The sequence below is a fragment of the Arthrobacter sp. SE2 genome, assembly GCF_058244265.1.
The window spans coordinates 316,499-336,309 of record NZ_JBZAYA010000003.1 but is presented as its reverse complement, the minus strand read 5'-3'; the positions used below and the strand labels follow the sequence as shown (position 1 = coordinate 336,309).

The window sequence follows — 19,811 nt, the reverse complement described above, 5'->3', positions numbered from 1 at the left end:
CATGGCTTCCCCCCAAGCTTCCGAGGGCAAGGCTCTGCCCCCGGAACTCCCCCTGATCATGCGTTACGCGGCGCGGTCCGACGTCGGGCGTGTCCGCTCTAAGAACGACGACTCTGCGTATGCCGGCCGGCATCTTGCCGTCGTCGCGGACGGAATGGGCGGGCACGCGGGCGGGGACGTCGCCTCGGCATCCACCGTGCTGGACATGATCCACCTCGATCACGATTCCTACCCGGACGGCGCGGAAACAGTCTTGGCAGACGAAATCCAGACCGCCAATTCCCTCCTCTCCGAGCTCGTCCACGTAGACCCGAAGCTCGCAGGCATGGGCACCACGGTCACCGCCCTGCTCCTCGAAGGCAGGCGGCTGCACTTCGCGCACATCGGCGATTCCCGCGCCTACCGCCTGCGCAATGGCAAATTCGAGCAAATCAGCGTGGACCACACGTTCGTCCAGAGGCTGATCGACGAAGGCCGCCTGCGCCCGGAGGAAGCCGAGACCCACCCGCACAAAAACGTCCTCATGCGCGTTCTGGGCGACGTGGACGCGAGCCCCGAGCTGGACCTGGACGAGCTCGACGTCGTACCGGGCGAACGCTGGCTCCTCTGCTCCGATGGCCTGAACTACGTCCAAGGCGCGGTCGTGGAGCAAGTCGTCCGCGAGACCAAGGACCTCGCCGAGTGCGCCGAACTCCTCGTTGAGCTCACGCTCGCCAACGGCGCTCCCGATAACGTCACCGTGGTGCTGTTGGAAATCGTGGAAGAGACCAGCGACAACCTCAGCACGGCCGCCGTCGACGTCGTCCGGGAAGCGCCAGTGCAGCCGAAAGCGGCCGATCCCGGAAAGTCCGCGCCGAGAAAGGACAGCGCGCACGGCAACGATGCGGCAGCCCAGGTCAAAGAGTCCGGAGCCAACATCCCCGCAGCCGCGGCAAATCCCACCGCAGCGGCGGCTCCCGTAGCGGGTTCGGCAAACCCCGCCGGGACCCCTGAGCCTCCGACGGCGACAGACCCGCACCTTGGCGAGCACCTGTCGGCGGAGATCCTCCGCGAAGAGCTCGCAAGCCGTCCCCACGAACTGGTCGGTGCTGCCGCGACCGCGGCCGATACGGGTTCGATCCCGACCATAGCCGGGCGCAGCGTTGCACGCCGGGCTGCCACGGTGCTGACCCACAAGGCAGAACAGGACCGCCAGGATCAGCAACCGCTTGTCGCCCGGAAACGGCGCTGGCTGACGCCGGCAATTGCCGCGGTCTTGGCCATTTTCGTGGTCGCCGGGCTGTGGCTCGGCTATGCGTGGACCCAAACACGCTACTACGTCGGTGAATTCAACCAGCACGTCGCGATTTTCAACGGCATTTCACAGAGCCTTGGCCCGTTCCAGCTCTCGAAAGTAGAGGCCACGACGAGCATCCGCATGGATTCTTTGCCTGAATTCACGCAACAAGTCGTTCGCCAGACCGTTCCGGCGCGGGATCTCGCCGATGCCCAGCAGATTGTGAAAAACCTGCAGGAAAAGGGCACCACGGGGCTGCCCGTCAATTGCCCCACGGGCACAGCCAAGCCGACGGCGAGTCCCACCCCCACGGCAAGCCCGACCACGGCAAGCCCGACGCCGGCGAGCCCGAGTCCCTCGAACCCGCCAACATCGTCACCCACGTCCACGGCTGCCCCTGCGTGCGCGGTGTCGCGATGATTCTGGCCATCACCACACCCAAGCCGCGCCGCAACGTCGAGCTCGTCCTGCTGGTCCTTGCCCTGGCTGTGGGAATCGGCGCCAGCGCCATGGTCGGGCTCAACAGTCCGGCCGCTTTCGACGGCGATTTCTGGTTCCAGTCGAGTCTCTTGATCGTGGCGGCATTCGCTTTTCACATGATCCTCAGGTTCCGCGCAAAATATGCCGATCCGATCATCCTTCCGATCGTCGTTGCCCTCAACGGCTTGGGACTGGCCCTCATTCATCGCATGGACCAGCCAGGCGAGGACACGGGTAACAACCAGTTGCGCTGGACCCTCCTGGCCATGGCAGTGTCAATCGTCGTGATTTGGTTCCTCAAGGACCACCGCCTCCTTCGCCGTTTCACATTTATTTCGCTGGCGGCCAGCGCAGTTCTCCTTGTACTGCCGCTCGTTCCCGGTATCTCCGCTGGCGAGGTGCTCGGCGCCAGCGTCTGGATCCGGATCGGTCCCATGACTTTCCAACCAGGCGAAATCGCCAAGATCACCTTGGCTATATTCTTCGCAGGTTATCTTTCCTCCAACCGGGACCTCATCCTGCTTGCCGGCCGAAAAATCGGCCCCATGCAATTGCCGCGCTTCAAGGATCTTGGACCGATGATCACGGCTTGGCTCGTGAGCATCGGCATCCTCGTGTTCCAGCGGGACCTCGGCACGTCAATCCTTTTCTTCGGCTTGTTCATCGTCATCATTTACGTGGCAACGAGCCGAATCAGCTGGGTGGTCATCGGAGTCGCCCTGATCCTTGGCGGTGGATTCCTGGCGTCCAGGTTCTTCTCGCACGTCGCGTTCCGCCTGGACAGCTGGTGGAACGCCTTCACCCCGGAAGTCTTCGACCGCTCCCCGGGCGGCAGCGGACAGATCGTCCAAGGCCTCTTCGGCATGGCCGATGGCGGCCTCGGAGGCACAGGGCTCGGACAAGGCAGGCCGGATCTGGTGCCGTTTGCCAACAGCGACATGATCGTGGCCCTCATCGGTGAGGAACTCGGACTGATCGGCCTCTTTGCCGTCGTGATGCTTTACATGCTTCTTTTCACCCGCGGGTTCCGCGCGGCTCTTGGCGCGCGGGACGCGTTCGGCAAGCTCTTGGCTTGTGGCCTGTCCTTTGCCATAGCGCTGCAGTGCTTCGTAGTGATCGGCGGCGTCACGCGGCTGATCCCCCTGACGGGGCTGACCACTCCATTCCTTGCGGCGGGCGGTTCCTCCTTGCTTGCCAACTGGATCATCGTGGGCTTGCTGCTCATGATTTCGAACACCGCGCGCGGCCCGGTGGACACTACGCCCATTACCCATGCCCCCACAGAGGCGGTGCAGACCTCATGAACCATTCCATACGCAATTCGTGGATGGCAGCAGTTGCCATGTTCGCCCTGCTCTTTGGCGCGATCAGCTATGTCCAGGTCATCGGCGCCGGCGACCTCAATGACAATCCGTGGAACCAGCGCGCCGTCCTGGCGAACTACTGCAACGACCGCGGTGCCATCATCGTGGGCGGCAAGCCGATCGCCGAATCCGTCGCCGGAGACGAAACCTGCAAGTACCAGCGCAGTTACGCCCAACCGGAGCTCTACGCCGGGATCACAGGCTACTTCTCCAGGACCTACGGGTCCACCGGGCTCGAGCAGCAGCTCCGGGATGAGTTGGCAGGCAGCTCCGACCAGCTCTTCCTTGACCGTGTGAGCCAGATTTTCCTCGGGAGCCAGCCGAAGGGCGCCTCGGTGGAACTGACCCTCGATCCCGTGATCCAGAAGCTGGCTTACGACCTCATTCCTGACGGTCAGCGCGGCTCAATTGTCGTCACCAACCCGAAGACGGGTGCCATCATCGCGATGGTTTCCAAGCCGTCCTATAACCCCAACCTGATCGCCACGCACGATCCCGCCAAGGAAAAGGCCGGTTACGATCAAATCAACCAGGTCCCCGGCATCAACCTCAACCAGTCCGTGAGCGGGCCCACCGGCGAGCTGTTGGCGCCCGGTTCCGTGTTCAAGCTCGTCGATACCGCGGCTGCATTGAGCTCCGGGAAGTACAACAAAGACAGTGTCTTGCCGAACCCGGACAGCCTGCCCTTGCCCGGTTCGAACGCCTCCCTGCCGAACTATGCCGGCGGCAACTGCTCAACCCGCAACACAGCCGATTTCCCTTTCGCCTTGGAACAGTCGTGCAACACGCCCTTCGCGAGTATCGCCCTGGACCTGGGTCAGAACGCCATCGCGGACCAGGCCAGCAAGTTCGGCTTCGGACAGGATTTCGGGGACCAGCTCAAGCTGCAGTCCGCGGTCAGTGTCTTCCCCAAGAATCTGGACCAGGCGGCGCTGGCCCAGTCCGCCGTCGGGCAGCGTGACGTCAGGGCCACTCCGCTGCAAATCGCCATGATGACCGCCGCTATTGCCAATAAGGGCGTCCAGATGAAGCCGAACCTCATCAAGACTGTGCGGGCACCTGACCTGCGTGTCATCAGCGAGCCCAAGGCCGAAGCGCTGCGTACTTCCACCACGCCCGATATCGCCAGCCAGATCACACAGTGGATGACCGACGTCGTATCCAAGGGCATTGCGAGCGGTGCCGCGGTGCCGGGAGTCCAGGTGGCCGGCAAGACCGGTACGGCGCAACTCGGCGATTCAGGCTTGAACAACTCATGGTTTACCGGGTTCGCCCCGGCCAACGACCCGCAGGTAGCCGTCACCATTGTCATGGAAGGCGTTGATGTGTCTACAGGCGCAAAGCTAACCAGTCCGAACGCGAAGAAGATTTTTGAGGCGGTGTTGAACAAGTGAGGCCTACGTCAGGAATCACCCTCGGCGGCAGGTTCCAGCTGACCAGTCGCATTGCGATTGGCGGCATGGGAGAGGTCTGGAGGGCAAAGGACCAGATCCTCGGCCGGATCGTCGCCATCAAGGTACTCAAGGAGGAATACACCGGTGACCCCGGGTTCCTCCAGCGGTTCCGCGCCGAGGCCCGCCACACTGCGTTGCTTAATCACGTGGGAATCGCCAACGTCTTCGACTACGGAGAGGAAGACGGCTCCGCGTACCTGGTCATGGAATTGGTACCAGGTCAGCCGCTGAGCAGCATGCTGGAACACGAGCAGGTCCTTTCCCCGGACCGCACCCTGTCCATCATTTCCCAGACAGCCCGGGCTCTGGCCCCCGCGCATGCCCAGGGCCTGGTGCACCGGGACATCAAGCCGGGCAACCTGCTGATCACGCCGGACTTCCGTGTCAAGATCACCGACTTCGGTATCGCCCGCCTGGCAGACCAGGTTCCGCTCACGCAGACCGGCCAAGTCATGGGTACGGCGCAGTACCTGGCTCCGGAGCAGGCCACCGGACAAACGGCCACAGGCGCCTCGGACATATATTCCCTCGGGATTATCGGCTACGAGTGCCTCACGGGGCATCGTCCGTTCTCCGGCGAATCCCAGATCGCCATTGCGCTGGCCCAGGTCAACGACGCCCCGCCGCCGCTGCCCGAAAGCCTGCCTACCCCGATACGCGCCCTGCTGATGTCCATGCTCGCCAAGGATCCGAAGAACCGTCCTGCGGATGCCATCAAGCTGGCTGAAGCCGCAGAAGCGATCCGCGCCGGCGATATTGCCAAGGCACACGCCGCCGTGCCTGGGATGTTGCTGTTCGAATCCGCTACGGGCCCCATCACCGCACCCACGGACATCGCCACCGCGCCCACCGGCATTGTCACCTCGCCGTACGGGAGGGAAGCACGGTCGACGTCGACATCGGCGCTCCCGGTGGTCGGCGCCGCCGCCGCGGGAGCCGCAGCGGTAGGGACCGCAGCCGAAGGTGGAAATCCGCTGGCCCGTGCCCACGCCTTGGCCGCCGAACGCAGTTTGGATCAGGCCGGCGAGCACAACCAGTACATCCATGAAGAAGAGGAGTACCAGGAGGAGCCGCAGCGGAAGAAACGCAGCCCGTGGACGTGGCCGCTCATTGCACTGATCGTGCTCGTGCTGCTCGCCGTGGTGGGGGCGATCCTGACCCAGTCCGGGCTGTTCCCGCCCAGCAGGCCGGCACCGGCGGGCAGCACCCCTCCGGCCCAGGTCTCCAGCGCACCGCCAACCTCGGCAACTCCGAGCCCAACGGAGACCTCGGCCAGCCCCACGCCCACCACGTCCACCCCCGATACGATCAACCTGATCCCTGAGCAGTACAAGGGACAGCCGTACGACAAGGTGCGCTCGGACCTCAATGCACTCGGCCTCGCGGTCAACGGCGTACAGGTCTTCGATCCATCCACGCCCGGCACTGTCATCGACATCAATCCTTCCGGTCCCGTGGCCAAGGGATCGACCATCACCGTCAACTACTCCAAGGGACCGCAGATGGTCACGGTGCCGACCATCGGCAAGGGAGCCACCGAATCGCAAGTACAGGCCACCATCGAAGGTGCGGGCCTGCGCTGGGTCACCGGAGCCCCCGTTGACGGAGCAACCGGCCAGGCGCCGGGAACATTCGTCAGTTCCGAGCCTGCAGCCGGGCAGAAAGTACCGGCCGGGTCCGTCGTGACCTATCACCTGTCCAAGCCGACCACGAACCCGTCTGCTTCCCCTAAGACCACCCCGTAGGACACCATGCCAACCGGACGCTCCACCCCTGCCCACAGAGAGGACAGCACTCCAATGACATCCCAGCGCGTCCTCAACGGGCGGTACGAACTCGGTGAATTGCTCGGCCGTGGTGGCATGGCCGATGTCTACAAGGGCGTCGACACGGTGCTCGGACGAACTGTCGCGGTGAAACTGCTCCGTGCCGATCTTGCCCGCGATCCGCAGTTCCATGCCCGCTTCAAGCGCGAGGCGCAGGCGGTGGCGGCCCTGAACCACTCCTCGATCGTCGCCATCTACGACACCGGCGAGTACACCGTTCCCGGTGGCCCGGGCGAGGACGTCCGGGTCCCTTACATCGTCATGGAATACGTCTCCGGCCGGACTGTCCGCGACCTGATCCGGGCCAAGGAACTGGACATCGATCAAGCCATCGAATTCATCCTTGGCGTCCTCGCCGCTCTGGAATACAGCCATAAGGCCGGAATCGTCCATCGCGATATCAAGCCGGCCAACGTCATGGTGACCGGGGAGTCAAACGATGTGAAGGTCATGGACTTCGGAATCGCCCGGGCGATGGCCGATTCCGCGGCAACCATGACCCAGACGCAGGCCGTGGTTGGTACTGCCCAATACCTGTCGCCCGAGCAGGCCCTCGGCGAGACCGTGGATGCCCGCAGCGATCTGTACTCTGCGGCGTGCCTCCTGTTTGAAATGCTGACGTCGCGTCCTCCGTTCACGGGTGACAGCCCTGTCTCGGTGGCCTACCAGCACGTCCGCGAGATCCCGGAACCCGCCAGCACCTTCAATCCGGCCGTTTCGGAGGCACTGGACAGTGTCCTGGCCAAGGGCCTGCAGAAGAATCGCGCGGATCGTTTCCAGGATGCTGCTGCCTTCCGGCGCGCCCTGCGTGCGGCCAAGAACGGCGTTTCTGTTCCGGCAGTTGCCGCCGGAACACCCACCGACGTCCAGGAGGCGGTGCCGTCGACACAGCAGATTCCGGAAGGTGGCCTGGCTCGCGGCCTGATGGGCGCAGAATTCCTGGACAGCACCCTGAGCGGAGAGCCAGGCAACGGCCAGGCCGCCGGCGACCAGGACATGCTGGCCCGGGAGGCAGCCGAATCGGAGTCTGACGCAGAGCACGACGGCGCCATGCCGCTTGGTTTCGCCCCTGAACGCGAGCGGAGCGCCAGGCAGAAGTCCCGCCGTCGTGCGTGGACCGCAGTGGTGGTTATTTTGGTGCTGCTGGTCTTGGCCGGCGGCGGATTCTGGGTGTACAGCACGGTGAACCAGAAGCCGGCCCCGCCCCCGTTGATCGCGGTACCGGCGGTCACCAATATGAGCGAGGCCACGGCATTGCAGATGCTTTACGGCGCCAATCTCAGCCCGGAGTCTCATCATGTCCCGGATGACAAGATACCCAAGGGGACAGTGATCAGCACCGACCCCGGCGCGGGGTCCCAAGTGGCGCCGAAATCACAAGTCACGCTGAACGTTTCAGACGGGCCGGTCTCGGCGACCGTCCCGGCAGGCCTGAGCGGCCTCACCGAAGCCGCTGCCCGCGACCTCCTGCGCCAGGCTGGACTCGTAGGCGGGTCAAGTACCTTGGCCAATAGTGCCACGGTCCCCGCGGGCTCCGTCATCAGCACCAAGCCGGCTTCCGGAGCCGTGGTGGGCGTGGGCAGCACCGTTGACTTGGTGGTGTCCACGGGCAAAGTAGCCGTGCCTCAACTCGTTGGATTGAGCAAGGCCGATGCCGAGGCACTGCTCAAGCAGAACGGCCTGGCCATCGCGGTCACCGAACAGGAGAATTCGCAAGTAGCCCCTGGAAAGGTGACGGGCCAGGGAGATGCCTTCAATTCCCTCGTGGAGCAGGGCAAGACCATCAGCGTGATTGTCGCGAAGGCTCCCGCCCCGCCCCCGAGTCCCACCCCGACACCCACGCCTTCTCCGAGCGACACGAAGGGCGGCGGAGGCCTGGGCGGACTAGGCGGCTAGCGCTGGATCAGGGGGCTCAGGGTGGCTGCACGGGCGGCCGCCCCGGACATCCCGAGTGATTCAAGCCAGTTGCCGAGCATGAGGTAGCCACCTTCGGTGAGCACCGATTCCGGGTGGAACTGCACACCGCACAGCGGCGCCGAACGGTGCTGCAGGCCCATGACCACCCCGCTGGCGGTTTCGGCGGTGATTTCCAGGACGTCGGGAATGCTTTCCCGGACTGCCGCCAGGGAGTGGTAGCGGGTGGCCGTTACCGGCGAAGGCAGACCGGCGAAAACGCTTTTGCCGTCATGCTGCACAGGTGATGTCTTGCCGTGCATCAGCTCTGGCGCGTGCGTGACGGTCCCGCCGTAGGCCTCGGCCAGTGCCTGGTGCCCGAGGCAGACCCCGAACATCGGTTTGTTGTTGTCTCCGCACCACCTGATCAACTCAATGCAGACTCCGGCGTCCGCCGGGGTTCCGGGGCCGGGGGAGATCAACACGCCGTCGCGCGCGTCCGCCAGCTCGATTGCTTCGGCGAGGGTGACGTCGTCGTTCCGGACCACTGTGGTTTCCGCACCGAGTTCCTGCAAGTAGCCGACCAGGGTGTAGACGAAGCTGTCGTAGTTGTCCACGACGAGGATTTTTGTTGTGCTCATGGCTGCTGTGCTGAACCAATCGTTGAGTCGGTGAAAGTAGTGAACTGTGACATCCAGGGGAACAGGAACTGAACCATCAAGACAAGCGCGCATGCCACGAGGGCCGCTGATGTCAGGATACGCACCCAGAGGGGTCCCGGAAGGTGGCGGAAGATCCATCCGTACATGGCTTAACCCTTTCCGGCCGTCTGGGCGACTTGCTTGGCGATGTCCTGTGGTGGCCCGGCGGATGCCGGCTGCCAGCTCTCCAGAACGGAGTAAGCGATGATGCGTTCTTGCGCACCGAAGCGCGGATTGCAGCTGGTCATGGTCAGGTAGCTTTCGGTGGGCGTCGCACCGGGCTGTGTGGGAACCGGAAGAAGGACGTCCGTCCGGGAAGGCAGCACGATCTGGTTGTTGCGGAAAACGTATGTGTAGTAACCGTCTTTGGTCTGCACATATATCTTGTCGCCCGGTACCAGGAGATGGATGTTGTCCAGCACTGCGCCATGGGTCTGGCGGTGCCCCGCGACGGCGAAGTTGCCCGGGGCTCCCGGCATGCTTGTGGTCCCGTAATGGCCAAGGCCCAGCGTGTCCAGAATGTCGGAACCGGTTCCCTCGATGATGGGCCGCGAATAATCCGGGCCGAATCGAGGAATGTACATGATGCCGATCATGCCGCCGTGCTCAGGAGCCTCGGCAACCACGGGCTTCCCGTAGTCCAGCGGTGCAGCAGGGTTGGCAGGGGCAACGGGCGCCACCGGTCCCGCAAAACTCTTCGCAAAACCCTGGACGGCCTGGCTTTGCTTGGCGTCGGCTTCGACGTTGGTCCACCACAGTTCCCAAGCCACAAAGAGCAGCAGGATGAGTCCCGCGGTGACGAGCAACTCGCCCACGATCTGGACGATTTTGCGCACAATGTCCCCCGTGCTTGACCGTCCCTTGCGCCTCGCCGACCGCGGCTTGTGTCCCCTGGTGCGGGGATCCTCCGCGCCGGTTCCTGTACCGTCGTCCGGCACGGCAGCGGCTTGCTGCGTCTGCTGCTGCGCCACTGGATCTCCTCTTTGCAGGCGCGGATGCCCGACGACGAGGAGCCTCCGAAATCCGGCTAGACTTGACTGCTAGAACGAACCCCGGAATTGCCGCGTGCGCGTTGACCGCTGGAATTTTCCTTCCTGCAGGATATCAAGCTGGCGCGCGGCCTTTCATTCAGCCGGCCAAGGAGGAACCGTGCCCGAGTCCAAGCCCCGCAAGAGGGCCGCCCGCCCCACCGAAGCGGCCACCGCACAGCAGTACAAGCCGAACCCCGTCTGGTACAAGCCCGTCATGTTCGGTCTCATGATCATCGGCCTGCTGTGGATCATCACCTTCTACATCACCAGCGGCCAGCTTCCCGTGGCCGCATGGGCGTCCTGGAACATCGTGGCAGGTTTCGGCATCGCAATTGTTGGCTTCCTCATGACCACGCGCTGGCGTTCCTGAGCGGCGACCTCACATTTCCGCCGCCTGCAGCGTCTACTAGACATGACCACCAGGCACACAACGATTGATTCCCCGCTGGGCCGGCTCACACTGACTGCCCGGGACGATCAGCTGACCGGCATTTTCTTCGAGGGTCATTGGCATATGCCGCCTTCGGAATTCTTCGGTGAAGCCGTCCCGGCCGAGGATCCCCTGTTCCACCAAACTGCCGTTGAACTCGGCGAATACCTGGCTGGCGAGCGGACCGTGTTCGACGTGCCGTTCAAGGCTTCAGGGAATCCGTTCCAGCAGCGGGTCTGGGCAAGGCTCGAAGAAATTCCGTACGGGGAAACCGTCAGCTACGGAGAACTGGCCACTGAACTGGGCGATCTCAACCTTTCCCAGGCCGTCGGCTCGGCAGTTGGCCGCAATCCATTGAGCATCATCGTCCCGTGCCATCGGGTGGTGGGGCGCGACGGGAAGCTCACGGGATACGCCGGCGGCCTCGACAACAAACGGTTCCTCCTGGAACTCGAAGAACCAGCTGCGGCGAAGGAAAGCAAGCTCTTCTAATGGAGCCCAAGAAGCCGTTCGAGCTGGTCGTCCGGGAGCACGGACCCACGGTCCTGCGCGTGTGCCGCGCGGTTCTCGGCGTCCACGACGCGGAAGACGGCTGGTCCGAGACTTTCCTCTCCGCGTTGAAGGCCTACCCGGAACTTCCGGCCGGTGCCAACGTCCAGGCCTGGCTCGTGACGATCGCCCACCGCAAATCCATCGACATCGTCCGATCAAGGAACCGCCAGCCGGTTCCGGTGGACGAACTGCCCGTGCGACCGTCGGGTCTCGGAATCCCCGGCGACGGCCACCGGGAGGTGCTCGACGCCGTCGGGCAGCTTCCGCCGAAGCAGCGCCGGGCGGTGGCGTACCACTACCTTGCCGGGCTCCCCTACAAGGATGTCGCCGGGCTCCTCGGCGGAACCCCCGATGCCGCGCGTCGAGCGGGAGCCGACGGCGTCAAGGCGTTGCGCGCCATTCTCTCAAACAGCTCCGACAGCTCCTTGAGCTACGTGAAAGAAGAAACGCCATGACCATCCACCACGACGAACAGGACGTCTCCGAACTCCTCGCACCCCTCGATTCCGTGGAGCCGGCTGTCATGCGGCGGCTCCACGACCGCCTCACAGCGGCTGCAGCGGAGCAGCACGCCCTCGACATTGCCTACCGCACGGTGGATTCCCCGATCGGCAAACTGCTCCTTGCGGCCACCGAGCGCGGCATGGTACGCGTGGCATTCGAAGTGGAAGACCACGACGCCGTACTGCAGCTGCTCGCGGAAAAGCTCAGTCCGCGGATCCTTTTCTCACCGAGCCGCCTGGATCCGGCTGCCCGCGAACTGGACGAATACTTCGCCGGGACCCGGCACCAGTTCGACCTCCCCCTGGATTTCAGCCTTTCGCGCGGGTTCCGGCTCAGCGTCCTGGAACATTTGCCGCAAATCGCTTACGGCCACACGGAAAGCTACGCGCAAGTGGCCTTGGCGGCCGGAAGTCCGCGAGCCGTGCGCGCCGTCGGCACTGCTTGCGCCACCAACCCGCTGCCGGTGATTGTTCCTTGCCACCGGGTGGTGAAATCCGATGGATCGTTTGGCAACTACCTCGGCGGCACGGAAGCCAAACGAGCCCTGTTGGCGCTCGAGGCAGCATGAGTTCAGGGTGGACAGAGCCGCTGTTTCCGCTTGAGTTGCCGGACCCGCCCGACGCCGGTCCCCGGGAGATCGCGCCCGGCGCGGTTCACGTTCCGGGCTGGTTGAGCCTTGAGCAGCAACAGTGGATCGCAGCCCGTTTCGAAGAGTGGACGCGGGGTCCCGTCCCCTTGCGCGCCGCCGTCCTTCCAGGCGGGCACCCGATGTCCGTCCGGACGGTCTGCCTCGGCTGGCACTGGCAGCCCTATCGGTACACACGCGAGGCCTTTGACGTCAACGGGCGGCGGGTCCTCGACTTTCCTGACTGGATGGTGCGTCTGGGCCGCAAAGCGCTCTTCGAGGCCCACGGCGACGCCGCCGAAGCCGCCGGCTACACGCCGGACACTGCGCTGGTGAATTTCTACGACGGGGCCGCCAAGATGGGGATGCACCAGGACAAGGACGAAAGGTCCCGGGCCCCTGTGGTGTCGCTCAGCATCGGAGACAGTTGCGTCTTCCGCTTCGGAAACACGGAGACGCGCACCAAGCCGTATACCGACGTCGAACTCTCCTCAGGAGACCTCTTCGTGTTCGGTGGCGAATCCCGTTTTGCGTACCACGGAGTCACCAAAGTGCTCCCCGGAACCGCTCCCGAAGGCTGCGGGCTGCCGCGGGGGCGGATCAACATCACCATGCGTGTCACGGGAATGTCGTAGGACGGAGGCACAATGTCAACAACAGCTTTTGCCCGGCTCCCTGTGGAGGAACACCTATGAACCCGCCTGAGAACGGCACCATCATTGGCGACGACGGCCTTGCGCGTCCGCCGTGGGCATCCGTTGACCCGCTCATGCGCGAGTACTACGACCACGAGTGGGGCATGCCCGTCCGGGACGAACGGGGCTTGTATGAGCGCATCAGCCTCGAGGGATTCCAAGCGGGCCTGTCCTGGGCCACCATCTTGCGCAAGCGGGAGGCATTCCGGTCCGCTTTCCTGGACTTCCACCCTGAAAGCGTCGCGGCTTTCACGGAGGCCGACGTCGAACGGCTGATGCAGGATTCGGGAATCGTGCGCAACCGCCTTAAGATCCGTGCGGCCATCGCCAACGCCAACGCCACCATCGCCTTGCGGAGCGAGGGCGGGTTGGTGGACTTCGTGTGGTCGTTCCAACCGGAGTCGACCCCGGAACCGCGTACGTTTGCCGACGTCGCCACCCAATCGCCGGAGTCAATTGCTCTGTCCAAGGCCCTGCGTAAGAAGGGCTTCGCTTTCGTTGGCCCCACCACCATGTATGCGCTGATGGAGGCGATCGGGATGATCGATACCCATCTTCTTGACAGCCACCGTCGGGGCAGCTCCGGAGTTTGGCTCTGATACCCACCCGCTTTCCACAGAAGTGCGTAACTTTATCCACAGCTGTGGACAATTCATGTGGACATCCATGTACATGAAGTCAGGATCCCCGACATTCAGGTGAAAACCGGACCCTCACGCCTTGGACCTGTCGTTTTACCCAGTGTGCACAAGGCTGTGGATAGTGTCCGCGGGTTCACTGAGAGTTCACTCCCGAGGTATTGAGAACTTCATTCTGGCCTGGCTGATCGCTGCGCCTCATCGGCCTCTGGTTCGCCATCCCGGGCCCTCGATGTGGGTTTCGTCGGGATGTGTGAAAGAATCTGCGTATGAATGCAGATAATAGTTCTTGCTCGCTGGGCGTCGACAGCCAATACGTGGAATTGGCTGTGGAAGTGTTCGCGATGCTGGCTGACGCCACGAGGGTCCGGATCGTCCTCGCGCTCCGGAACGGCGAGATGGCCGTCGGAGCGCTGGCGGACCTCGTAGGCAAGTCCCCGGCCGCAGTGTCGCAGCACCTTGCCAAAATGCGCTTGGCGAGAATGGTTTCCACGCGACAGGACGGAACCAGGGTCATGTACCGCCTCGAGAACGAGCACGCCCGCCAGTTGGTCGCGGATGCAATATTCCAAGCAGAACACGCCTTGGGCGGTACTCCTGCCCACCACCGCGCAGAACAGGAATCGGCATGAGCGGTCACCAGCAAGTTGGTCATCACGAGGACCACGTGCACGTGCACGACCACGACCACGACCACGACCATGACCATGACCATGACGGACACTCGCACGAGCACCACAAGGGGCTCAAGGGGTGGCTGTATGAGCTTTTCGTCCCGCACACCCACGATGCCGCCGATTCAATCGACGACGCGCTTGAGTCCAGTACACAGGGCGTCCGGGCACTGAAGATCAGTCTTTTCATACTCCTTGGAACCACCGTCCTGCAGTTCCTGGTGGTCCTGATCAGCGGCTCCGTCGCATTGCTGGCCGACACCATCCACAACTTCTCGGACGCACTCACCGCAGTGCCACTGTGGATTGCATTCATTCTGGGACGTCGTGCGGCAACTCGACGCTACAACTATGGATACGGGCGGGCGGAGGACCTTGCCGGACTGTTCATTGTCGGCGTGGTCGCGCTTTCGGCGGTGGTCGCCGCGTGGCAATCCATCGATCGCCTGTTCCATCCGCAATCCCTGCACAATCTGTGGTGGGTACTTGCGGCCGGACTCATTGGCTTTGCGGGCAATGAAATTGTGGCCGTTTATCGGATCAGGGTCGGCCGGCAGATCGGCTCCGCTGCATTGGTCGCCGACGGCGTGCATGCACGCATTGACGGATTCACCTCCCTCGCTGTGGTGCTTGGCGCCGGCGGCGTGATGCTCGGCTTCCCTTTGGCGGACCCGATTGTCGGCCTGATGATTTCGGCGGCCATCATCGTCCTGCTCTGGGGCACGGTACGCAGTATCGGACGACGCCTGATGGACGGTATAGAACCGGATCTGCTCGACGGCGCCCAGGCGGTGTTGGAAACGACACCGGGCGTTCTCTCCGTGCCGAAGCTGCAACTGCGTTGGGTCGGCCATCGCCTGCAGGGCGCAGCAACGATCGTCGTCGCCGACGCCGCCCTGTCAGCGGTGGAAGCAACTGTCGGCGAGACCAGGCATCGGCTTGGGCGCGCGCTGCCTAAGCTCGACGACATGGTGATACAGACCGTTACGGAAGCTGGCCGTTGATTGACCGGATCCTGTTCCCAACCGCCGCCCAGTCGCTGCGGCTATGATGGCCCACTGAACCTTATGTTGAGCCACTGACCTGACCTTGAGCCACCGAACCGGACCCGCCAGGCCGTCCGGAATCCACGAAAGAAGATGCCCATGAGCCAGCAAGCGATTCTGGCGAAGCCGCGCCGAAACGTGGAGATGGTGCTGTTGGTGCTGGCACTAGGCGTCGGCATTGGTGCCCTTGCAATGACCAGCGTGGACAAGAAAGAAGCCCTTGACGTGGGATTCTGGCTTCAGGCGGGTACCTTGACTGCGCTGGCCGGGATCTTCCACTTTGTCCTGCGGTTCAAGGCAAGGTATGCGGATCCGGTGATCCTTCCGATTGTGGTGGCTTTGAACGGCCTCGGTATCGCCATGATCAAACGCTTGGATGCCTCAAACGGTACGACTGCCGGGGCCAATCAGCTCACATGGACGATCGTCTCGGTCCTGGTCGCGGCCGCCGTTTTGTGGCTTTTGAAGGACCACCGGCTTTTGCGCCGGTACACCTTCATTGCACTTGCGGTCAGCGCCGCCCTCCTTATCCTTCCCCTCGTGCCAGGCATTTCGGCTGGCGATATCAACGGCGCGAATGTCTGGATACGCCTCGGTTCCCTGCAGTTCCAGCCCGGCGAGATCGTGAAGATTACACTCGCCGTCTTCTTCGCGGGCTACTTGTCCTCCAACCGGGACTTGATCCTGCTGGCCGGCAGGAAATTCGGACGCCTGCAGTTCCCCAGAATCAAGGACACCGGGCCGATGATCACTGCCTGGGCCGCGAGCGTTGGCGTACTGGTCTTCCAGCACGATCTCGGCATGTCCATACTGCTGTTCGGCCTTTTCATCGTGATGATCTACGTTGCCACGAGCCGGGCCAGCTGGCTCGTCCTCGGCGTCGTACTCATGCTCGTGGGCGGATATGCGGCAGCGAAGATCTTTTCCCATGTCGGCTTGCGCATTGACGCCTGGATCAATGCCTTCGACCCCCAGGTCTTCACGCGCTTCCCCGGAGGTAGCGCCCAGATTGTCCAGGGGCTCTTCGGAATGGCCGACGGCGGCCTGATCGGCAAGGGCCTCGGGCTCGGAAGCCCGGACCTGGTGCCTTTCGCGAACAGCGACATGATCATCGCTTCCCTCGGTGAAGAACTCGGCCTGATCGGGCTGTTCGCGATCGTTCTCCTTTACTTGCTGCTTTTCACGAGGGGATTCCGGGCCGCACTGGGCATTCGGGATGCCTTTGGGAAGCTCCTTGCCTGCGGGCTGGCATTCTCCATGGCCCTCCAGTGCTTCATCATTATCGGAGGCGTCACCCGCCTTATTCCCCTCACGGGGCTGACGACGCCGTTCCTCTCAGCGGGCGGGTCCTCCCTCCTGGCCAACTGGATCATCGTCGCCCTGCTGTTGCGGATCAGTGACGCAGCCCGCAGGCCCCAAACAGTTGCTTCCCAGACCGAACACGTTCCGGTCTGACGCCGGTCCGCGATTCGGGCTGCCAGGCGTGCGTGTCTCGGCGAGCGTTTCGGGATCGGCTTGAAAGCGGTGGCATGATCTGGGAATGGCATTTATAGTCGACGAGGCGCTCGGCGTCCTCGACCGTGCACACGTCGATCTCGGCCCCGGCCTCTCAGGGACCCAGCTGGCCGAAGTCGTGGGGTGAGCGACCGCCGTCGCGGACCACCGCAGTGGCGGTTGCAAAGCAGAAATTTGCAGCGATCAAAATCCGCTTCCCACAACCGCTGCCGCACGAGGCCCCGGAGTTACGCACTTAACAACAGGCAGCTACCCACAAGTTATCCACAGTTGGGGAAAAGCTGTGCCCACAGAGTGGAAAACTCCCAGAACGGCGGGCCTCAAGGTGCAGGCAAAACACAGAACTACAGTGTTGTGAGTTATTAACAATGTTGATAACTCTGTTGATACTGCGCTGTTGCAGCTCCTAATGCGGAGGTTGTCCACACGCGCCCGGAAAACGCACTCCTTATCCACATACCCACAGGCGCGTGGGCAAAAGTTATCCACAGGTGTGGATGTTAGTCCCCAGAGGAAAGTGCAGCCCCTGCCATCTCGCTCCAAAGAGTCCATTCAGCATCGAACTACACACTTGTAAGTTACGCACATTGTGGATAACCCCTGTGGAAAACCTATCCAAGGGGTCTTGACGTACTCAGTGCACAGTTTTAAGCTGGCATTATTCAATGATCTAGTTGATAAACCACTTGCTTGAGTACTGCGGAAGACTCGGATGTCCGCAATGCTTGAGCCTGGAGCCGGGCAGGGGACACGCATGCCGGACACGATGGGTACAGCGGTGCTGGATCCGGAAGACCAGCTCAACAGGGCGTTCATGGCCCTCGCCGATCCTGTCCGGCGCAAGATCCTGGCACGGTTGGCCCTGGGCGATGCCACTGTCAATGAGATCGCCCAGCCCTTCACAGTCACCCTCCAAGCCATCTCCAAGCATCTACAAGTGCTCGAGGGCGCGGGGCTCATCACGAGGAGCAGGGAAGCGCAGCGCCGTCCCTGCCACTTGAACACCGCGGCGCTGGGTCCCTTGGCCGAGTGGATCGAGAACTACCGTCTTCAGGCCGAGGAACGTTTCGCCCGACTGGACGAACTATTGGCCAGCACAACCCAAAAGGACAATCCGGAAGAGGAGAAGGACAATGAGCACCAACACAACAACCATTGATGTCGCGGCGGGCACGCCGTTCATCGACACGAGCCGCGACTTCGACGCCGCACCGGAGCGCGTGTTCCAGGCATTCACGGACCCCGAACTCGTCGTCAAATGGTTGGGTCCGCGTCGCCTGGAAATGCGCCTGGAATCCTACGACGCGCGGACGGGCGGCAGCTACCGCTATACGCATGCGGACGGCCAGGGCAACGAGTTCGGTTTCCGCGGGGTCTTCCACGAGGTCCAGGAGCCACTGCGGATCATCCAGACCTTCGAATTCGATGGCGCCCCTGGGCAAGTCACGTTGGACACCACCAGGTTTGAAGACCTCGGAGGCCGCACACGTGTGGTGCAGCGTTCCGTGTTTCCCTCCGTAGAGGCCCGGGACATGGCAGTAGCCAGCGGCATGGATGCGGGCATCAAAGAGTCGATGGACCGCTTGGAGGAGCTCCTGGGGTAAAGAGCTAAGGAGCTGTTAGCCCGCCGTGGCCCGAAGGACGGTGGCCAGGACCAGGACTCCGGCCACCAGGGCCATCCCGGCGGTCTGCAACAGCGCCTGGCGCGGTCCACGCGGAGCAAAGGCAATCACGGCGGCACACAAGCCGCCCGTAACAAGGCCGCCCAAGTGAGCCTGCCAGGCGATGCCGGGGACAACGAAGCCAATCACGCCGTTGATGGCAATAAGGATCCACAGCTGCCGGGTGTCTCCGCCGCGCCGGCTTTGAACTACCAACAGTGCGCCAAAGAGGCCGAAGATCGCGCCGGACGCACCTTCCACTCCAGTGGGAGGCAAAACAGGCGTCAGAAGCAGGAAACCGACAGAGCCGCCAATAGCGGACAACAGGTAAACGGCCAAAAAGCGGATGCGCCCCAAGACGGGCTCCAGCACCTGGCCGAAAATCCAGAGCATGTACATGTTGAGCACGATGTGCAGCACAAAGCCCTGTGAGTGGACAAAAGCGCTGGTCAGCATCCGCCAGGGTTCGAAGGCCCCGTATTGCGGAGCGGCGTAGACGGACGCGAAAGCGAGTTGATTCTCCACGACATCGCCGGGAATCAGCCATTGCAGCACGTACACCAGGGCACACAGCCCGATGAGTATGTACGTCGCCAGAGGACGTCCGGCCGCGACGGCGCCGCCATAGGCGGAACGCACCGCCGGCGTCGAACGCTTCATTTCATTAACGCAGTCAATGCATTGGAACCCGACGGCGGCCGCCCGCTGGCACTCGGGGCATGCAGGACGCCCGCAACGCTGGCACCGCACATAGGAGGGCCTGTCCGGGTGCCTGGGGCACACCGGAATGTCTGCTGACGGCTCTGCCGCCGGGATTCCGTAACTCATATGCTGTTCAGGCTCCGCGGATCAGAGCTGGACGATGTCAATGCTGTTGATGACGACGTCTTCAACAGGACGGTCGCCCATGCCGGTGCGGACAGCCTCGATGGCGTCTACAACCTTCTTGGACTCTTCGTCAGCAACCTCACCGAAGATGGAGTGCTTGCCGAAAAGCCAGTCGGTGTTGACGGTGGTGATGAAGAACTGGGAACCGTTGGTGCCCTTGCCCATCTGGACGCCGGCGTTGGCCATGGCCAGCTTGTAAGGGGCGTTGAAGTTGAGTTCCGGGTGGATCTCGTCGTCGAACTTGTAGCCCGGTCCGCCGATGCCGCGACCGAGGGGATCGCCGCCCTGGATCATGAAGTCTTTGATGATGCGGTGGAAAATGGTGCCGTCGTATAGCGGGGTACCGGTCTTGTCTTCACCGGTCTCCGGGTGCGTCCAGGACTTTTCGCCTGTGGCCAGGCCAACGAAGTTGGCGACCGTCTTGGGCGCGTGGTTGCCGAAGAGGTCAACCACGATGTCACCGAGGCTCGTGTGGAAAGTTGCTTTTGCGGTTGCGATGGTCATGTCGCCATTGTTTCACGCAGGGTCAACGCCGAGGCGGCCAGGAAGGCGGTTCCG

20 protein-coding genes are annotated in these 19,811 nt (G+C 63.0%); 16 read left to right on the top strand and 4 right to left on the bottom strand.

Annotation, left to right across the window (positions count from 1 at the left end; all coding sequences use genetic code 11):
• The first annotated feature begins 1 nt into the window (after position 1).
• The 5 genes from AC4CS3_RS06440 to pknB are packed head-to-tail and all read left to right on the top strand — an operon-like array spanning position 2 to position 8,296.
• A complete protein-coding gene (locus AC4CS3_RS06440; protein WP_490782701.1) occupies positions 2–1,696 on the top strand; it encodes a PP2C family protein-serine/threonine phosphatase in 1,695 nt (564 codons plus the stop codon).
• Entirely contained in the window at positions 1,693–3,060 is a 1,368-nt protein-coding gene (locus tag AC4CS3_RS06435; RefSeq protein ID WP_441412413.1) for an FtsW/RodA/SpoVE family cell cycle protein, read from the top strand. The genes AC4CS3_RS06440 and AC4CS3_RS06435 overlap by 4 nt, the downstream gene beginning before the upstream one ends.
• The gene (locus AC4CS3_RS06430; RefSeq protein WP_441412412.1) at positions 3,057–4,514 is read left to right on the top strand and encodes a penicillin-binding transpeptidase domain-containing protein; all 1,458 of its coding nucleotides are present in this window, start codon (positions 3,057–3,059) and stop codon (positions 4,512–4,514) included. Before AC4CS3_RS06435 ends, AC4CS3_RS06430 begins: the two co-directional genes overlap by 4 nt.
• The gene (locus AC4CS3_RS06425; RefSeq protein ID WP_490782700.1) at positions 4,511–6,319 is read left to right on the top strand and encodes a protein kinase domain-containing protein; all 1,809 of its coding nucleotides are present in this window, start codon (positions 4,511–4,513) and stop codon (positions 6,317–6,319) included. Before AC4CS3_RS06430 ends, AC4CS3_RS06425 begins: the two co-directional genes overlap by 4 nt.
• A gap of 6 nt (positions 6,320–6,325) precedes the next feature.
• On the top strand, positions 6,326–8,296 hold the full coding sequence (gene pknB, locus AC4CS3_RS06420) for a Stk1 family PASTA domain-containing Ser/Thr kinase (RefSeq protein ID WP_490782699.1): 1,971 nt from the start codon (positions 6,326–6,328) through the stop codon (positions 8,294–8,296).
• On the opposite strand, the gene AC4CS3_RS06415 is transcribed toward pknB, so the two are convergent.
• On the bottom strand, positions 8,293–8,934 hold the full coding sequence (locus AC4CS3_RS06415; protein WP_345448282.1) for an aminodeoxychorismate/anthranilate synthase component II: 642 nt from the start codon (positions 8,932–8,934) through the stop codon (positions 8,293–8,295). The two genes, pknB and AC4CS3_RS06415, sit on opposite strands and share 4 nt — an antisense overlap.
• A gap of 170 nt (positions 8,935–9,104) precedes the next feature.
• Positions 9,105–9,833: a class E sortase gene (locus AC4CS3_RS06410; RefSeq protein WP_490782762.1), complete on the bottom strand. Its 729-nt coding sequence runs from the start codon at positions 9,831–9,833 to the stop codon at positions 9,105–9,107.
• Between the two features lie 310 nt (positions 9,834–10,143).
• On the opposite strand from AC4CS3_RS06410, the gene AC4CS3_RS06405 reads away from it, so the two are divergent.
• The 11 genes from AC4CS3_RS06405 (at position 10,144) to AC4CS3_RS06355 (ending at position 18,308) form a co-directional block, all read left to right on the top strand.
• Positions 10,144–10,395 carry a cell division protein CrgA gene (locus AC4CS3_RS06405; protein ID WP_437771982.1) on the top strand — a complete coding sequence of 84 codons (252 nt, stop codon included), beginning with the start codon at positions 10,144–10,146 and terminating at the stop codon, positions 10,393–10,395.
• A 42-nt stretch (positions 10,396–10,437) separates the two neighbouring features.
• Positions 10,438–10,947, top strand: a complete 510-nt coding sequence (locus AC4CS3_RS06400) for a methylated-DNA--[protein]-cysteine S-methyltransferase (RefSeq protein ID WP_490782698.1) — start codon at positions 10,438–10,440, stop codon at positions 10,945–10,947.
• Positions 10,947–11,462 (top strand): RNA polymerase sigma factor, encoded by a 516-nt coding sequence (locus AC4CS3_RS06395; protein ID WP_490782697.1) that lies wholly within the window; start codon positions 10,947–10,949, stop codon positions 11,460–11,462. The genes AC4CS3_RS06400 and AC4CS3_RS06395 overlap by 1 nt, the downstream gene beginning before the upstream one ends.
• On the top strand, positions 11,459–12,079 hold the full coding sequence (locus AC4CS3_RS06390) for a methylated-DNA--[protein]-cysteine S-methyltransferase (RefSeq protein WP_490782696.1): 621 nt from the start codon (positions 11,459–11,461) through the stop codon (positions 12,077–12,079). Before AC4CS3_RS06395 ends, AC4CS3_RS06390 begins: the two co-directional genes overlap by 4 nt.
• Positions 12,076–12,771 (top strand): alpha-ketoglutarate-dependent dioxygenase AlkB family protein, encoded by a 696-nt coding sequence (locus tag AC4CS3_RS06385; RefSeq protein ID WP_490782695.1) that lies wholly within the window; start codon positions 12,076–12,078, stop codon positions 12,769–12,771. Before AC4CS3_RS06390 ends, AC4CS3_RS06385 begins: the two co-directional genes overlap by 4 nt.
• A 56-nt stretch (positions 12,772–12,827) precedes the next feature.
• Positions 12,828–13,430 carry a DNA-3-methyladenine glycosylase I gene (locus AC4CS3_RS06380; RefSeq protein ID WP_490782694.1) on the top strand — a complete coding sequence of 201 codons (603 nt, stop codon included), beginning with the start codon at positions 12,828–12,830 and terminating at the stop codon, positions 13,428–13,430.
• A 308-nt stretch (positions 13,431–13,738) separates the two neighbouring features.
• Positions 13,739–14,101, top strand: coding sequence for an ArsR/SmtB family transcription factor (locus tag AC4CS3_RS06375; protein ID WP_490782693.1), 363 nt, complete (start codon positions 13,739–13,741; stop codon positions 14,099–14,101).
• Positions 14,098–15,147, top strand: coding sequence for a cation diffusion facilitator family transporter (locus tag AC4CS3_RS06370; protein WP_490782692.1), 1,050 nt, complete (start codon positions 14,098–14,100; stop codon positions 15,145–15,147). The genes AC4CS3_RS06375 and AC4CS3_RS06370 overlap by 4 nt, the downstream gene beginning before the upstream one ends.
• 141 nt (positions 15,148–15,288) lie before the next feature.
• Complete coding sequence (locus AC4CS3_RS06365; protein WP_490782691.1) at positions 15,289–16,644, top strand: FtsW/RodA/SpoVE family cell cycle protein; 1,356 nt, start codon at positions 15,289–15,291, stop codon at positions 16,642–16,644.
• An 826-nt stretch (positions 16,645–17,470) separates the two neighbouring features.
• Entirely contained in the window at positions 17,471–17,863 is a 393-nt protein-coding gene (locus tag AC4CS3_RS06360; RefSeq protein WP_490782761.1) for an ArsR/SmtB family transcription factor, read from the top strand.
• Positions 17,838–18,308, top strand: a complete 471-nt coding sequence (locus AC4CS3_RS06355; RefSeq protein WP_490782690.1) for an SRPBCC family protein — start codon at positions 17,838–17,840, stop codon at positions 18,306–18,308. Before AC4CS3_RS06360 ends, AC4CS3_RS06355 begins: the two co-directional genes overlap by 26 nt.
• A gap of 15 nt (positions 18,309–18,323) precedes the next feature.
• On the opposite strand, the gene AC4CS3_RS06350 is transcribed toward AC4CS3_RS06355, so the two are convergent.
• Together AC4CS3_RS06350 and AC4CS3_RS06345 are read right to left on the bottom strand one after the other, a co-directional pair.
• Complete coding sequence (locus tag AC4CS3_RS06350; RefSeq protein ID WP_490782689.1) at positions 18,324–19,193, bottom strand: rhomboid family intramembrane serine protease; 870 nt, start codon at positions 19,191–19,193, stop codon at positions 18,324–18,326.
• 21 nt (positions 19,194–19,214) lie between these two features.
• The gene (locus AC4CS3_RS06345; protein WP_234752982.1) at positions 19,215–19,757 is read right to left on the bottom strand and encodes a peptidylprolyl isomerase; all 543 of its coding nucleotides are present in this window, start codon (positions 19,755–19,757) and stop codon (positions 19,215–19,217) included.
• Between the last annotated feature and the right edge of the window lie 54 nt (positions 19,758–19,811).

Coding starts and splice junctions, on each gene's coding strand:
- AC4CS3_RS06440 (WP_490782701.1), top strand. CDS start 2: ATGGCTTCCCCCCAAGCTTCCGAGGGCAAGGCTCTGCCCCCGGAACTC.
- AC4CS3_RS06435 (WP_441412413.1), top strand. CDS start 1,693: ATGATTCTGGCCATCACCACACCCAAGCCGCGCCGCAACGTCGAGCTC.
- AC4CS3_RS06430 (WP_441412412.1), top strand. CDS start 3,057: ATGAACCATTCCATACGCAATTCGTGGATGGCAGCAGTTGCCATGTTC.
- pknB (WP_490782699.1), top strand. CDS start 6,326: ATGCCAACCGGACGCTCCACCCCTGCCCACAGAGAGGACAGCACTCCA.
- AC4CS3_RS06415 (WP_345448282.1), bottom strand. CDS start 8,934: ATGAGCACAACAAAAATCCTCGTCGTGGACAACTACGACAGCTTCGTC.
- AC4CS3_RS06400 (WP_490782698.1), top strand. CDS start 10,438: ATGACCACCAGGCACACAACGATTGATTCCCCGCTGGGCCGGCTCACA.
- AC4CS3_RS06395 (WP_490782697.1), top strand. CDS start 10,947: ATGGAGCCCAAGAAGCCGTTCGAGCTGGTCGTCCGGGAGCACGGACCC.
- AC4CS3_RS06390 (WP_490782696.1), top strand. CDS start 11,459: ATGACCATCCACCACGACGAACAGGACGTCTCCGAACTCCTCGCACCC.
- AC4CS3_RS06385 (WP_490782695.1), top strand. CDS start 12,076: ATGAGTTCAGGGTGGACAGAGCCGCTGTTTCCGCTTGAGTTGCCGGAC.
- AC4CS3_RS06380 (WP_490782694.1), top strand. CDS start 12,828: ATGAACCCGCCTGAGAACGGCACCATCATTGGCGACGACGGCCTTGCG.
- AC4CS3_RS06375 (WP_490782693.1), top strand. CDS start 13,739: ATGAATGCAGATAATAGTTCTTGCTCGCTGGGCGTCGACAGCCAATAC.
- AC4CS3_RS06370 (WP_490782692.1), top strand. CDS start 14,098: ATGAGCGGTCACCAGCAAGTTGGTCATCACGAGGACCACGTGCACGTG.
- AC4CS3_RS06365 (WP_490782691.1), top strand. CDS start 15,289: ATGAGCCAGCAAGCGATTCTGGCGAAGCCGCGCCGAAACGTGGAGATG.
- AC4CS3_RS06360 (WP_490782761.1), top strand. CDS start 17,471: ATGGGTACAGCGGTGCTGGATCCGGAAGACCAGCTCAACAGGGCGTTC.
- AC4CS3_RS06355 (WP_490782690.1), top strand. CDS start 17,838: ATGAGCACCAACACAACAACCATTGATGTCGCGGCGGGCACGCCGTTC.
- AC4CS3_RS06350 (WP_490782689.1), bottom strand. CDS start 19,193: ATGAGTTACGGAATCCCGGCGGCAGAGCCGTCAGCAGACATTCCGGTG.
- AC4CS3_RS06345 (WP_234752982.1), bottom strand. CDS start 19,757: ATGACCATCGCAACCGCAAAAGCAACTTTCCACACGAGCCTCGGTGAC.